14 protein-coding genes are annotated in these 13,757 nt (G+C 46.3%); 7 read left to right on the top strand and 7 right to left on the bottom strand.

Annotation, left to right across the window (positions count from 1 at the left end; all coding sequences use genetic code 11):
- Positions 1 to 6: 6 nt before the first annotated feature.
- The gene (gene trmB / locus AC0YNT_RS23585) at positions 7 to 762 is read right to left on the bottom strand and encodes a tRNA (guanosine(46)-N7)-methyltransferase TrmB (RefSeq protein ID WP_167282130.1); all 756 of its coding nucleotides are present in this window, start codon (positions 760 to 762) and stop codon (positions 7 to 9) included.
- Positions 763 to 922: 160 nt separating this feature from the next.
- Positions 923 to 1,129, bottom strand: coding sequence for a hypothetical protein (locus tag AC0YNT_RS23590; protein ID WP_475806801.1), 207 nt, complete (start codon positions 1,127 to 1,129; stop codon positions 923 to 925).
- A gap of 285 nt (positions 1,130 to 1,414) precedes the next feature.
- Between AC0YNT_RS23590 and mnmL the strand changes: the two genes are divergently transcribed.
- The 4 genes from mnmL (at position 1,415) to AC0YNT_RS23610 (ending at position 5,636) form a co-directional block, all read left to right on the top strand.
- Positions 1,415 to 2,380, top strand: coding sequence for a tRNA modification radical SAM protein MnmL/YtqA (mnmL, locus tag AC0YNT_RS23595; protein WP_475806802.1), 966 nt, complete (start codon positions 1,415 to 1,417; stop codon positions 2,378 to 2,380).
- Position 2,381: 1 nt separating this feature from the next.
- Positions 2,382 to 2,960, top strand: coding sequence for a tRNA 5-(aminomethyl)-2-thiouridylate-methyltransferase MnmM (gene mnmM / locus AC0YNT_RS23600; protein WP_475806803.1), 579 nt, complete (start codon positions 2,382 to 2,384; stop codon positions 2,958 to 2,960).
- Positions 2,961 to 3,395: 435 nt separating this feature from the next.
- Positions 3,396 to 4,391, top strand: coding sequence for an ROK family transcriptional regulator (locus AC0YNT_RS23605; RefSeq protein ID WP_475806970.1), 996 nt, complete (start codon positions 3,396 to 3,398; stop codon positions 4,389 to 4,391).
- Positions 4,392 to 4,409: 18 nt separating this feature from the next.
- On the top strand, positions 4,410 to 5,636 hold the full coding sequence (locus AC0YNT_RS23610) for an MFS transporter (protein ID WP_475806804.1): 1,227 nt from the start codon (positions 4,410 to 4,412) through the stop codon (positions 5,634 to 5,636).
- 56 nt (positions 5,637 to 5,692) lie between these two features.
- Here the strand turns inward: AC0YNT_RS23610 and AC0YNT_RS23615 are convergent, their stop codons facing one another.
- Both AC0YNT_RS23615 and AC0YNT_RS23620 read right to left on the bottom strand, forming a co-directional pair.
- Positions 5,693 to 6,367: a deoxynucleoside kinase gene (locus AC0YNT_RS23615; protein ID WP_475806805.1), complete on the bottom strand. Its 675-nt coding sequence runs from the start codon at positions 6,365 to 6,367 to the stop codon at positions 5,693 to 5,695.
- Positions 6,368 to 6,568: 201 nt separating this feature from the next.
- Complete coding sequence (locus tag AC0YNT_RS23620; RefSeq protein WP_475806806.1) at positions 6,569 to 6,883, bottom strand: ArsR/SmtB family transcription factor; 315 nt, start codon at positions 6,881 to 6,883, stop codon at positions 6,569 to 6,571.
- Between the two features lie 182 nt (positions 6,884 to 7,065).
- Between AC0YNT_RS23620 and AC0YNT_RS23625 the strand changes: the two genes are divergently transcribed.
- Complete coding sequence (locus tag AC0YNT_RS23625) at positions 7,066 to 8,253, top strand: MFS transporter (RefSeq protein ID WP_475806807.1); 1,188 nt, start codon at positions 7,066 to 7,068, stop codon at positions 8,251 to 8,253.
- A gap of 62 nt (positions 8,254 to 8,315) precedes the next feature.
- Here AC0YNT_RS23625 and AC0YNT_RS23630 read toward each other — a convergent pair whose 3' ends face one another.
- Both AC0YNT_RS23630 and AC0YNT_RS23635 read right to left on the bottom strand, forming a co-directional pair.
- Positions 8,316 to 10,142 (bottom strand): B12-binding domain-containing radical SAM protein, encoded by a 1,827-nt coding sequence (locus AC0YNT_RS23630; protein WP_475806808.1) that lies wholly within the window; start codon positions 10,140 to 10,142, stop codon positions 8,316 to 8,318.
- Positions 10,143 to 10,284: 142 nt separating this feature from the next.
- Positions 10,285 to 11,829: a stalk domain-containing protein gene (locus AC0YNT_RS23635; protein ID WP_475806809.1), complete on the bottom strand. Its 1,545-nt coding sequence runs from the start codon at positions 11,827 to 11,829 to the stop codon at positions 10,285 to 10,287.
- Between the two features lie 248 nt (positions 11,830 to 12,077).
- Here AC0YNT_RS23635 and AC0YNT_RS23640 point away from each other — a divergent pair, with 248 nt between their 5' ends.
- Both AC0YNT_RS23640 and AC0YNT_RS23645 read left to right on the top strand, forming a co-directional pair.
- Positions 12,078 to 13,016, top strand: a complete 939-nt coding sequence (locus AC0YNT_RS23640) for an RluA family pseudouridine synthase (RefSeq protein ID WP_475806810.1) — start codon at positions 12,078 to 12,080, stop codon at positions 13,014 to 13,016.
- A gap of 6 nt (positions 13,017 to 13,022) precedes the next feature.
- The gene (locus tag AC0YNT_RS23645) at positions 13,023 to 13,322 is read left to right on the top strand and encodes a DUF6509 family protein (RefSeq protein WP_475806811.1); all 300 of its coding nucleotides are present in this window, start codon (positions 13,023 to 13,025) and stop codon (positions 13,320 to 13,322) included.
- Positions 13,323 to 13,366: 44 nt separating this feature from the next.
- On the opposite strand, the gene AC0YNT_RS23650 is transcribed toward AC0YNT_RS23645, so the two are convergent.
- Entirely contained in the window at positions 13,367 to 13,714 is a 348-nt protein-coding gene (locus tag AC0YNT_RS23650) for a hypothetical protein (protein WP_475806812.1), read from the bottom strand.
- Positions 13,715 to 13,757: the final 43 nt, after the last annotated feature.

Raw genomic sequence — 13,757 nt, forward strand, 5'->3', positions numbered from 1 at the left:
AAAAATTTAATCTTCGGATTGGTCGCTTTGCTCGGCAGCTTCGGCTTCCTCGCGGAGCGACTTTTCTTTTTTACCGGCACGGTATTCTTGCAGAACGGCTTCACCAATAACCGCTTCGAGGCGGAAGATCGGCTGGCCTTTCTCCATAAACTTCATCTCATATTCAGTAAAGACAAGATCCTCACGCGGTCCGTTTTTATGAAGATTAAGCGAGATATTACGAAGCTGCATCTCCACTTCTGCAAAGCTGTTCAAGGAAAACTCAAAGAGCGATTCCGAATCCGTCTTGAAATGGATTTCCCCACGCTCGCTCAGCAGCTGCGCATACTTCATCAGGAAGCGCGGATGTGTCAGCCTGCGGCGTGCATGCTTGCTTTTTGGCCATGGATCACTGAAATTAAGATAAATCCGTTCGATCTCACCCGGCTCAAACATCTCTTCGATATGCTCAATATTCGCACGAAGCAGCGCCAGATTCGGCGGATCCTCTACCCCGCCCTCTTCCCAAATATCACGGGCCTTTTCACTTGCACGACGAATAAGCTCATCATACATATCAACACCAATGTAGTTATTATCCGGGTTGCGGAAGCTCATATTGCTAATAAAACGGCCCTTCCCCATGCCAAGCTCCACATGGATTGGCTTATCATTGCCAAAAAATTCGCGCCACTTGCCTTTGAGCGGCTTTGCGTCAAGTACGACCAGCTCCGGCTGGGCCTCGATCGACTCGCGAATACCTTTTCTACCTCTTAAACGCATCTTGTATTGATCCTCCTACTAATTAAGCTAGTCCTTATTGTGCCCAAGATACACCGCCTTGTAAAGATGCAAGGTGCAGGAAGGCAAAAGAAAAAGCCTTCACGATGTGTAAGAATCGTTAAGGCTTTACGTTTGTATGGATATTGTCATCGCTGTAAGTTTAAACAAGCAGTTGATAATCAATTGGTCCCTCAGATTGAACATCTCGGCAAGTATTCTCAATTACTTCGTTCAATTTCTTGCGTGCCGATATTTCAATATTGTGATTATTATGGAATCGAATTCCTGAAAGCGCCATCAATTCTTTTACTGTTAATTCAACCGTTACCTTCTCATCACCATGCGGAATTCTTGTTTGTTGGCTCATTAAGATCACCTCATCGATTTATTTTACATTATTTCCAGTTTATCGACGTTTTATGACGATGGCTACGAATAAAGCATGTAAGGTTTTTTTATTGATATGTCGCACTTTTAATATAACAGTTCATGTAAGGTTTTTCAAGCCCAAATCTGACTTTTTGAAAAATAATTTCCAGATCGTCTTCGTTCCTAATATGTCCTATTACGGTCCTATAATCCGGCGTGGTATTTCCCCCTTGTTTCCGATAAAATTGAGGTTGCAATTCTTATCGTGAAAAAGGAGAACGGCATGAACACTAATTTATTGCAATTAACGCCTGATCAGCCACAGCTTTGGGGCGATAAACGATTTCATACATGGAATTACGAGATGCGCGAGCAGTTCGGCGGCAAAGTATTCAAAGTCATGCTGGATGCCGGCTTCACTTGTCCGAACCGCGACGGCTCGATCGCAACAGGCGGCTGTACATTCTGCAGCGCCCGCGGCTCAGGTGATTTCGCCGGGAGACGGCGTGATGATCTTGTGACCCAATTCCATACCATTAAAGAGCGTCAGCATCAGAAATGGCCGGAAGCCAGCTACATCGGTTACTTCCAGGCCTATACGAATACGTATGCCCCCGTTGAAGAGCTGCGGGAATATTACGAAGTAATCCTGCAGCAGCCAGGCGTTGTTGGCCTGTCCATCGCAACACGGCCGGATTGCCTGCCGGATGATGTCGTTGATTACTTAGCTGAACTTAATGAGCGAACTTACCTCTGGATCGAGATGGGCCTTCAGACGGTACATGAGTCAACTTCTCAGCTGATTAACCGTGCCCATGATACGGCTTGTTATTTGGATGCCGTACGCCGCCTGCGCGAGCGCGGTATAAGGGTATGTGCACATATTATTTATGGCCTGCCGCAGGAGACGCATGAGATGATGCTCGATACGGGGCGTGCAGTCGCTCAGATGGATGTGCAGGGCATTAAGATTCACCTGCTCCATCTCATGCGCAAAACGCCAATGGTGAAGCAATATGAATCTGGTCTTCTCCGGTTCCTGGAGCTGGAAGAGTACGTGAAGCTGATCGTTGACACCCTGGAATTCCTGCCTCCTGAGATGATTATCCAACGGCTTACCGGCGATGCTCCCAAAGATCTTCTCATTGGGCCGATGTGGAGCATGCAGAAATGGGTTGTGCTAAACGCCATTGATGCGGAGCTGAAGCGCCGCAATACTTGGCAAGGCAAGCTATGGGGGGCGAATTAATATGGGTTTTTTATCGATTCTCAGCATGGCGCATAAATGGATTGCCGAGCGCGTTCAGCCTGCCGATACCGTTATTGATGCAACGGCTGGCGGCGGAGTTGATACACTGGCGCTTGCCGAGCTTGTAGGGCCACGCGGCAGCGTACATGCCTTTGACATCCAGCAGGATGCGCTTGACCGGACACGGGAGCGGCTTAACTCCTATACTCATCAGGACAAGCTTGCTCAAGTCGAGCTGCATCTGGCAAGCCATGCCCTTATGGCAGAGGCTGTTGATCCTTCCGCAGCAGGTACGGTTGCAGCTGTAATGTTCAATCTCGGCTATTTGCCTGGCGGCGATGAGACAGTTATTACCGTCCCGGAAACAACAATTACCGCTCTCAATGCAGCGCTGTCTATGCTGCGCCGCGGCGGTATTGTAACCGTCGCATTGTATCCAGGACATCCCGGTGGTGCGGATGAGGCAGCGGTCGTCACCGACTGGGCAGCTAAGCTGCCAGGTGCCTTATATGCAGCTATCCTTTACCGGCAGCCGCAAAGGGATACTGCACCTTATTTGATCGCGGTGGAGAAAAGATAGGTATATCACAAGACACCGGTTAACAACTATTTCGGTAAGGTCCCCAAAGACCTTATCTTCCAAGAATATTTCAGTTTTATCAACTTTAAGGTCCTAATAGGGCCTTAAAGTCTTTATCCCCTCCCATCGATACTGATATCCTACTGACCACTCATCGATAAGGTCCTTTGGGGATCTTAACTTCCTCAAGTTGATCAGTCTGTGCAGCTTTAAGGTCCTTAAAGGACCTTATGAAAATGAATATGAATATGGCCTCTCACTTTTAGCAGCAAGTCTGATCTGATTTCAATTAGAACTGTTCTTACGTAAATAAATTACTCCCGCTCTACATCTTGCTCTTCGAATTATTTTCTGATACGCTCATATCAACTTATTAAAGATGTTTAATAAGTTTCTATAAAGGAGCTGTTCAACTTGCAAACAACGCCAAAAGATATGAAAAACATCATTCTCCATGGCCTGCGTTCCACTCTGCTTACGCTTGGAAGTGCTACGAAAGCGGAGCTTAGCCAAAAGCTGGGAATCAGCTTTCCGACCATCAGCAAGTTTCTAACGCAAATGGAAGCAAGCGGTGAGCTTCTTCTTGTTGGGCTCGACGATTCAAGTGGTGGAAGAAGAGCGCAGCGCTATTCCTATAATCCGGAGTTCATGCTTGGACTTGCGATTGTTTTCGAGAAGTCTGATTTGAGTTATACGATATTCAACTGTGCGGGTGAAGTGAAGGAGCATCGCACCACCTCCAGCGCTTTCATCAATGACGTCCCCAGCTTAACGAAGCACATCAAACAACTCATCAAGACCCATCCAAAGATCAAATCCATTGCCATCGGCTTACCAGGCGCGGTCAACAACGGACGAATTATTCATATGCCCGATTACATCCACTTTCAGAATTTCGATTTGAAGCGTCATCTAGAAGAGCAATTGGTGCTGCCCGTCGTCGTTGAAAATGATATGAATGCCGCTGTCCTAGGGTACTACAAGACCGTCGGACAACAGGCTCATTCATCTCTGGTCTATCTATACTTCGGACAATTTGGTCCAGGTGCCGGCATCATGATAAATGGAGATGTGGTCAGAGGAAGTACGTTTTTCTCTGGCGAGGTATCTTATGTACCTCAATACGATGACCGCAATTTTCAGCAAGCAATGCAAAATAAGGCCAATAATCATAGGCTTGATGCCATCAGCAGACTGATTGCTTCCTTTACAGCGATTATTAATCCGCATGCCATTATTTTTTACAATGCCGAGGTTAACAGCTCTATTCTTGAGCAGATTGCAAGGCAAAGCGCTGTGTATATCCCGCAAGAGCATCTCCCGTTGCTGACAACTAGTGATCTGAAACAGGATTATATGAACGGCCTGTTGAGCCTTGGGCTGGATCTTATGATTACCGAAACTAGCAGCAGTACAGGAAAAAATGAATAAAGAAACAGGTGAGACCGTATGGCTACTTTCTTTTTGATTATTATTTATTTAGCTTTCATCAGTTTAGGTCTGCCGGATTCCTTGCTTGGATCCGCATGGCCGGTTATGAGGCCGGAACTTGACGCCCCGCTTGGGGCAGCAGGTGTGCTTTATATGACAATCGCTGCAGGTACCATTGTATCCAGTCTTGCGAGCGGAACTATCTTAAGACGCTTTGGTACGGGAAGAGTGACGCTCGTCAGCTGCATCATGACCGCCGGCGCATTACTCGGATATTCCACCTCCCCTTCCCTGGCATGGCTGCTTGCATGTGCTATTCCGCTTGGGTTAGGTGCAGGAGCAGTTGATGCCGGCCTAAATAATTATGTAGCCGCTCATTATAAAGCTCATCATATGAGCTGGCTGCACTGCTTCTGGGGTGTCGGGGCAACACTTGGACCAGTCATCATGGCTCAGTTCATTTCGAATAACGCCTGGAGATACGGCTATTTGACTGTTGCTGCAATCCAGTGCGCGCTTGTTATCATCTTGTTCTTCACCTTGCCTTTATGGGATAGGGTGGCTAAGATTCATAAAGCCAACGCAAACTCAGATCATATAGAGATAATAGATCTACTCCCGGAGGAGGACTCCTCAACGCCTCCGCTGAAGATCAAAGGTGTCAAACTCGCACTTGTCTCTTTCTTATTGTACTGTGGCATCGAAGCAACCATTGGTCTTTGGGGCGCAAGCTTCCTCGTAAACATGAAGGATGTGTCCGCATCAACAGCAGCCCAATGGGTGTCGCTCTACTATGCAGGAATCACTGCCGGCCGGTTTATTACAGGCTTCGTCACCTTTAAAGTAAGCAACCGCAATCTGATCCGCAGCGGTCAGCTGATTGCCTTAATTGGTGCTTTGCTGCTTTTCCTTCCGCTGCCCGACGGCTTTACGTTAGCAGGCTTCATGATTGTAGGGTTTGGTCTCGCACCAATCTATCCTTGTATGCTTCATGAAACACCCGTACGGTTTGGGAAAAAACATTCGCAGACCATTATGGGCTATCAAATGGCTGTTGCTTACACAGGCAGCACGCTGATGCCACCGTTATTAGGCCTTCTTGCTTCCTCGATCACAATCGGGATTCTCCCGATGTATCTCGTCATCTGTGCAGCAGCGTTGCTCTTGTTCTCCGAGCGATTAAATGCATTCCTGAAGAAAAAGGTTAAAAGCGGTCAAGTTGTAAACGAATCGATCTCATCCTAAACACAAAAAATACTGCCGAGAATCCCGGCAGTATTTTTTGTGTTTTATTACATCATTTATTTGTTTACTGCAGCCGCTTCCTCTTTCGCAAGCCGCGATGCACCAATCGCTTCCGTGATTTGAGCGATAATACCGTCCATCGATGCTGGGTCATTTACGTCGTATTCGTCAATATTTAGCCGGATCACCGGACAAGCATTAAATTCACCGATCCAAGCCGCATAACGTTCATGCATACGCTCCCAATAGGTACGTTCCGTCTGAATTTCCATTTCCCGCCCACGCGCTTCGATCCGATTCAGAATAGATGGCAGGCTGCCTTCCAAATAGATCAGCACGTCCGGATGTGGAAAATACGGTGTCATCACCATCGCTTCGAACAAGCTGGTGTATGTCTCATAATCAGTAGCACTCATTGTCCCCTGATCCGCATGCATTTTCGCGAAGATACCAGTATCCTCATAAATGGAACGGTCCTGTATAAAGCCTCCGCCTGCCTCAAAGATCGCCTTCTGCTCCTTAAAACGCTCGGCCAAAAAATAAATTTGCAGATGAAAGCTCCATCTTTCAAAATCATTATAAAACTTCTCCAGATACGGATTATGATCGACTTGCTCCAGCGAAGTGTTAAAGCCCAGGCGCTCAGCCAGAGCTGAAGTTAGAGTCGATTTACCGACACCAACCGTACCAGCAATAGTGATCAGCGAGTCAGAAGGAATAAAATGATTCATATAAATAGCTCCTTTGTACATGCATAAAAGGCTGCGCCGTCCTTAGGAGGGCAGCACAAAAAAACATTCCACACAGCTTCTTATTTTATCATATGGGTAACCGGGAGCAATGGTTTAATATCCCTGAGATCTGAACGGTTCTGAAAAAAGAAGAAAGCACAGTCTCCTCATCCTTTTGAGGGTCTGTGCCTTTTTGTTGTCCTATTCGATTAGTTCTAGCTTTACATTTAACACAGATGTCATCAATCCCGGGAATATTTGCTCAAGGTCGTCTGTCCGTAAGGAATAAAAATGCTGCGTCCCTTCAATTCTTACCTTGGTCACACCTGCCTCCCGAAGGACTTTTAGATGATGAGTAAGTGTCGACTTGGGCATCAAGTCATGATAGATCGTACAGTTCTGTTCCTTCTGATCTTGAAGGCTGAGCACAATTTGCAAGCGCCGCGGATCGCTTAAGGCGTGCAGAACCGTTGATAAACGAATTTCGCTTGTTTGTGGTTGATATTGTTTTCTCATATGACAAGAATAACACATAAACACGTACCATTCAAATTACTAATGTACCAAAATACTAGTACTTTAAAATAATGGTTGACTTTCTGCATGCGTATGCTATTATCCTATTGTACTAGAAAATTCGAACAAAAAGAAAATTCAACCAGCTGCCCAAAAAACGATTGTAAGGAGAGGGATAGACTATGGCTAAAATTTTTATTATTTACATTCTTGCCTTTGGTGTCTTTGGTATTATCAATACAGAAATGGGGGTCATCGGAATCATGCCCCAGATCTCTCAGCAATTCGGCATAAGCGCCTCTCAAACCGGCTTGCTTGTCAGTCTCTTCGCCTTAGCTGTTGCAATTGCAGGCCCTGTGATGCCCTTACTATTCTCTGGAATGAATCGTAAGAAAGTGATGCTTCTTGTTATCGGACTTTTTGTCATCTCCAACGTCGTTTCCGTTTATGCCCCTAACTTCACCGTACTCTTAATCGCTCGCATCGTCCCCGCCTTCCTCCATCCGGTCTTCTTCTCGGTAGCATTTGTAGCGGCCGCTAATATGGTCAGCAAAGAGAAGGTCACTCAAGCGACCTCCAAAGTATTCATGGGCGTCACTGCCGGAATGGTCATTGGCACGCCGATCTCCTCTTTTATCGCTGACACCTTTTCCCTTGAAGCTTCGCTCTGGTTCTTTGCAGTCGTCAATGCCATTACCTTCACAGCGATCAGTCTCTTTGTTCCATCGATGCCTGTACAAGAGAAGCTAACCTACGGCGCACAATTAAGCGTCTTAAGAAAACCTCTGGTCTGGATCAGTATCGCAACCGTCATCTCCATAAACTCGGCTATGTATGCCATGTACAGCTTCTTCGCAGAGTATCTGAATGACGTAACGCATATGTCGGGCAAACAAATCAGCCTCATGTTAATCCTGTTTGGTGTAACTGGTGTTGCAGGTAATCTGCTAGCGGGCAAATCTCTTCACCAAAAAGCAATTCCAACAGCGCTCGTTTATCCTCTTGTTTTTGGAGTCATCTACACGCTCGTGTTCGTCTTCGGACATTATTCAACGCCAATGATTATCCTAATTGCAGTATGGGGAGTCCTCTTCACCCTGGGACTTAATATTTCTCAATATTGGATTACTTCAGCCGCACCGGAAGCGCCTGATTTCGCGAACGGTTTATTCGTAGCCTTTGCCAATCTGGGTATCACAGTTGGTACGTTTATCGGTGGAGCCTTCATCACAGGGATGGGCACACAATACACGGCGATAGCCGGCTTAATCTTCCTCGCGGTTAGCCTCGTACTGATTATTGTGAGAGCTTCACTCTACAGCCCTAAACAACAAGTGAAAATAAAAGAGAGTTCGGTTGTAAACAGCTGAAGAAGAAACAAAAAAAGAAGCCGCTCTTAAAATAGAGTGGCTTCTTTTTTTGTATTCCCTACTTATACACTTGCCGGCAAAGCTTCCGTGCTTACCTTCAGCATAAACGGCTTAGGTGTTGGCTTCGCCTGACGCTCGCCACCGCCAAGAGCATACAGCACAGCAAGCAGGGTATGCGAGTTCTTGTTGATCTCTCCCGTCTCCAGATACTGCTCCAGATCAAACGGAATCATCTCAATTACAGTATGCTTATGAAGCTCTTTCTCGTTTAGGCCAAGAGCAACAAACGCCTCCGATACATCCTCTGGACGCTCGACAAGACGGCGCATCCAGCCGATCCATACCGCTTTATCCATCGTGAACTCCCACCATGTTTTACGCGGCTTGAAATTATGATTCAAGAAGTAGTCATACTTCATTAAACCAAGGACAACCTCCAGATCAAGTTTATCTGCCTCTTCAGCAGCAGCACTGGCTTTGAACTCTGTAAGGAACGCCCACAGCCGGGAGAACAAGTCCTCAAGCTGATGGCCAATCTTCTGCCAGCCTCTTCCTTCCCAATAATCGCCAAACGACTGGAAGAAGTCAAAGGCCGATGGGAATACTTTATCCACCAAATAATGAAGTGTACGATCCATTCGGTGTGCATTCCAATATTTCTCAAGCACATCCTCAACCCGTTTGATCCGCACAATATCACCAAACGGCATCAAATCATTACCCAGCATTTCGTAAGGGGAATGATCCATGTAAATATAACCCCATTTGTCCGCGTCACGGCGCAAACCAGTCCCTCTGAGCATTTTCAAAAAGCCAAGCTGCAGCTCTTCCGGACCTAATGCAAACACATCGTTAAATGTGCCGCGGAACGTATCGTAATTCTCGAGCGGCAACCCGGCGATTAAATCAAGATGCTGGTCAATCTTGCCCGATTCCTTAACCTTCGTAACGGTACGAACAAGCTTCGACCAGTTCTGGCGGCGCTGAACCGCTTCATTGGTTGGATCATTCGTCGATTGAACGCCAATCTCGAAGCGGAAGACGCCAGGCGGCGCATGCTCGGCCAAATAGTCAAGCACCTCAGGACGCATAATATCGGCTGTAATCTCGAACTGGAAGACGCATCCACGGTGGTTCTCGATCAGGAACTTAAACATCTCTAGAGCATAGTCCCGCTTAATATTAAATGTACGGTCAACAAACTTGATCAGCTTCGCGCCAGAATCAATCAGATAATTAATATCTGCTTTGGTTCGGTCCATGTCAAAGTAACGTACGCCAACCTCAATACTGGACAAACAGAATTGACAGCTGAACGGACAGCCGCGGCTCGTCTCGAAATATACGACCCGGCTTCCGAGATGCGGAATATCCTCCTGGAATCGATGTGGCGACGGAAGTGTAGCTAGATCCAGCTTCGGACGACCTGGATTGAGAAGAATTTCAACGTGATCCGTACGCTGCTTGCGGTAAGCAATCCCAAATACCATATGGTATTTGCCCGCTCCTTCAATCTCTGTCAGCAGATGATGGAACGTCTCCTCACCTTCACCAACAACAATAAAGTCGACCTCTGGAATGCGCTCCATCCAATATTCCGTATCGTAGCTGACCTCAGGCCCGCCAAGGATGATCTTCACTTCCGGCATTATTTTACGCAGCATATTGATTACAGTAATCGTCTCATTGATATTCCAGATGTAGCAGGAGAAACCAACGACTTCAGGTTTACGCGAGAAAATATCCGAAACGATATTCATCGCCGGATCTTTAATCGTATACTCTGCAATTTCCATATCGAATTGCTCACCACTAAAAGCCTTCAGGCAGCGCAGGGCAAGCGAGGTATGAATATATTTGGCATTTAAAGTGCTTAACACTACTTTCATCACGGTACCTCTTTCTACTCTCATGCAAGATGACTACTATTGTACCAGAAAAGCGAGGCAAAAAAGAAGAGGCTCGCCGCAAGGAGCATAAATGCGCCTAACGGAAAGCCTCTTTTCAAGCGGATAAATGAGATAATAGTAATTAGTTCCTTAAATCAATATAAAGCTGATCTTTAAGCTGCATATCCAAAATCGGGAATCTTACTTCCCATTTTCCATCGCCAAGCGCCTTCATTTCGCTGGAATCAAAGCCACGCGGCTCGAAGCCAAACACACGGTCGAAGTTAATTGTAAATTGGATCGTCTCATCCGGAAGCATACGGTGGAGCTCAGAACCAAGGTTAATCGCCCAGGTACGAAGATCCTCTTTCGTTTGTCCGCCGTAATAGGTATAGAACACAGGATCCATGTCCGTTGTGATGACAAGCCAGCCTTGCGAGTCCTTAGTAACTTTCCAATTGCTCAGTTCCGCCGTACCCTGCTCCGTATCAAATGTACCAAATTGGTCTTTCAAAAGAGCAGCGATTTTCTCGTTCGACTCACCAACAAGAGTAGCCGGCAAGGTTGGATCAAGGAACTTCAAGTTATCTGCTGGCTTCTCTGGCAGATCCTCCATAAGAATAGCTGCATACAGCGAAGATACGGCGAAGTTCAAATCAGCCTGCGAAGTGTAACCTGCTGCCGTAATCCCGATCAATTCGCCGTATTCATCAAACAATGCGCCGCCGGAGCTGCCATGGTCGATTGGAGCGCTTGTTTGGATATAACGGGTTCCACTTATGTACATAATATTGCTGATAAGTCCGTCGGATACTGTGTTCTGCAAACCAAGCGGGCTGCCGATCGCAACAACTTTATCGCCTTTTTTTACATTCATGCTGTTATAGCCAATTTCAACTGGTGTTGCACCAATCGAACGGTCCGTTTGAATAATGGCCAGATCATTCTCTTTATCAGAAGCTGCTACGCCAGTAACTTTGATCTGCTCGTTATCAATTGTAGTCACAGTAGCAGAAGAAGCATCCTGAATAACATGGTAGTTCGTCAGTACGTAACGATCGTCAATTACAATACCGCTGCCTAGTCCTTTATTTGTCGTAATGGTTACGACACTATCATCGTACATATCTACGATCTGCTTAGGTGTATATTTCGTACGGTTATTCAACTCATTCTGGTATTGTTCATATTCCTTCTGGAATTCATATTCTTCCGTTGTAATACGAACGGCTTGATTAGCACTATCCCATTTCACCTTGCCGCCAAGTGATTCCGCTACAAAACGTGCCGGTACAAAAGTCGTATTGGATTTCATCTCGGGAGCTGCATCCAGCTTCACCGATTTCCCGTTAATAAGGGCAATTTTATTGCCAATTGTTAACGTGATGGACGTATTGTTTTTACGAACAATAATCGTTTGGGCTTTCGCTTCCCACGTAACCGATGCATCCAGAGCTTTGAACAGTTCGCGCATTGGAACAAATGTCACACCGTTTTTCGTATAAGGAGCTTTCGATACCGACAGCTTCTTATCATCCACATACACTCCGATAGCCGAAGTCTTGGCCGTGGCAGCCAATTTGACTGGTGTTGCGGCAGCGGCATGATCCACACCTGCTAGAGGTGAAAGAAGTAAGCCTGCGGCAAGCAGCGGACTTAATAGGGTATAAGCTAGTTTTCTTTTCACGATTACCATTTCCTCCAAATTCTTACTGTATTACCAGTGATAATGATAGATTTAATAATCGTAACACTATCGACCTGCGCTTGTCTATGAAATTGGTTTCATAGGGTAATAATACCATTACCCATTATATCGGCTGATCATGAACGGAGTATGAAGCCTTCCGCGTAGAATTTGTAAAGCAGATCATGGTATAGTGGTAGCAGTCAAGCTTAAGAAGAAGCGGACTTAAAGCAGGAGGTCCTAACGTCATGTCCAAGAAATCACATCCCCCGGCCAAAAGCCAAGTGCCAAACAAATCATTCGCTGTCACTGAGACGTCGGAGTTGTTGGCCTTTTTACTAAGCAATCTGAACCAAGGCCGTAATTCGGTCAAATCACTGCTTGCGCATGGACAGGTATACGTGAATGATCACGTTGAAACGAAATATAACTACCAGCTGCAGCCAGGACAAACGGTTGTCATTCGCAAGGAACGAGCACCGGAGACCATCCCTCTGATGGGACTATCCATCCTACATGAAGATGAACATCTTATTGTTGTAAATAAAGATGCCGGTCTTCTCTCCATCGCCTCGGACAAAGAAAGCGATGTAACCGCCTACCGCCAGCTGACGGCGCATGTTCGCGCGGTTAACCCGAAGAGCCGAATTTTTATCGTCCATCGTCTCGACCGGGATACGTCCGGTGTTATGATGTTCGCAAAAAGCGAAGAAGTGCAGCAGAAGCTGCAAAATGAATGGCAGACGATCGTGAAGGAACGTTCCTATGTGGCACTCGTCGAAGGTGAGGTTAAACGGAGCGAAGGTACCATTACATCGTGGCTGAAAGAGAGCAAGACGCTCAAGATGTATTCCAGCCAATACCCTAATGACGGACAGCACGCCGTAACACACTATAAATTGCTGCAAGCAAGTAAAGGCTTCTCACTGATGGAAGTACATTTGGAGACTGGCCGTAAAAATCAAATTCGCGTGCACATGCAGGATATCGGACATCCTGTCGTTGGCGATAAGAAGTATGGCTCAACCACGAAGCCAATCGGGCGTCTCGGCCTGCATGCTCGTATTCTTGCTTTTGAGCACCCGATAACAGGAGAACTGCTGCAGTTCGACACCAAGATACCAAAGCTGTTCTATAATCCATTCCGGATTGAAACAGCCAAACCAGATCGAAGAAGCAAAGGATGATCAAGTATGCTTGAGATTACAACTTACAGTGTCGAGTTTATTAAGGATCCGTTTGGCATTTTATCCGGACGCAGGTACGAATTTCTGGTTGATATCGAGCTGGACGAAGAGGATGATCTTTATTCCAGTAACGGGATTTACATTCGGGCCGTGTACAGTGTGGAGGAAGGCGGAAATCGACTTGTAAAGCACGAATTGATCGAGCGGGTAACAGATAAGCTGCTTGATTTCGAATTAGAGGATGAAGAAACCTTGGAGCTGCTCGCCTTCTGTGCGGAGCATTACGCAGAAGCAGATGCACAATAAGAGAAGAAGCGGCTGACCTTATCGGGTCAGCCGCTTTTTACTCCTCACAAAGGAATACGATATGACGAGTGCTCTTCGACAATATGCTCGCCGTTATTAAAAACCCATTTGAATGCAAAGCTATTGCCTTGATAACCCGTACGAGCTTTAATATCCGGTAAAATAACAGCCTCAAAGTTGTCTACTATCGTCTGCTGAAGGCCCCGTAGACGTTCTTCATTTGACTGCTGCTGAAGCAGTGCTTCCTCATTCGCTTGAGCAGTCTGGCGGAAATAAGCGCTTCCGACCTCCTGATCACTTAGTTCCTCGGGCAGCGGATGCCCTGAACCCCTGAACACTTCCTTGACGGTATTGGTCCAATCCTTATATAAATCAATTGTAATCTGGTACATAGAAAAAACTCCTCTCTTATCGCCGACGAATCTGTTGTTTAAT

The organism is Paenibacillus sp. J22R56 (assembly GCF_056269375.1).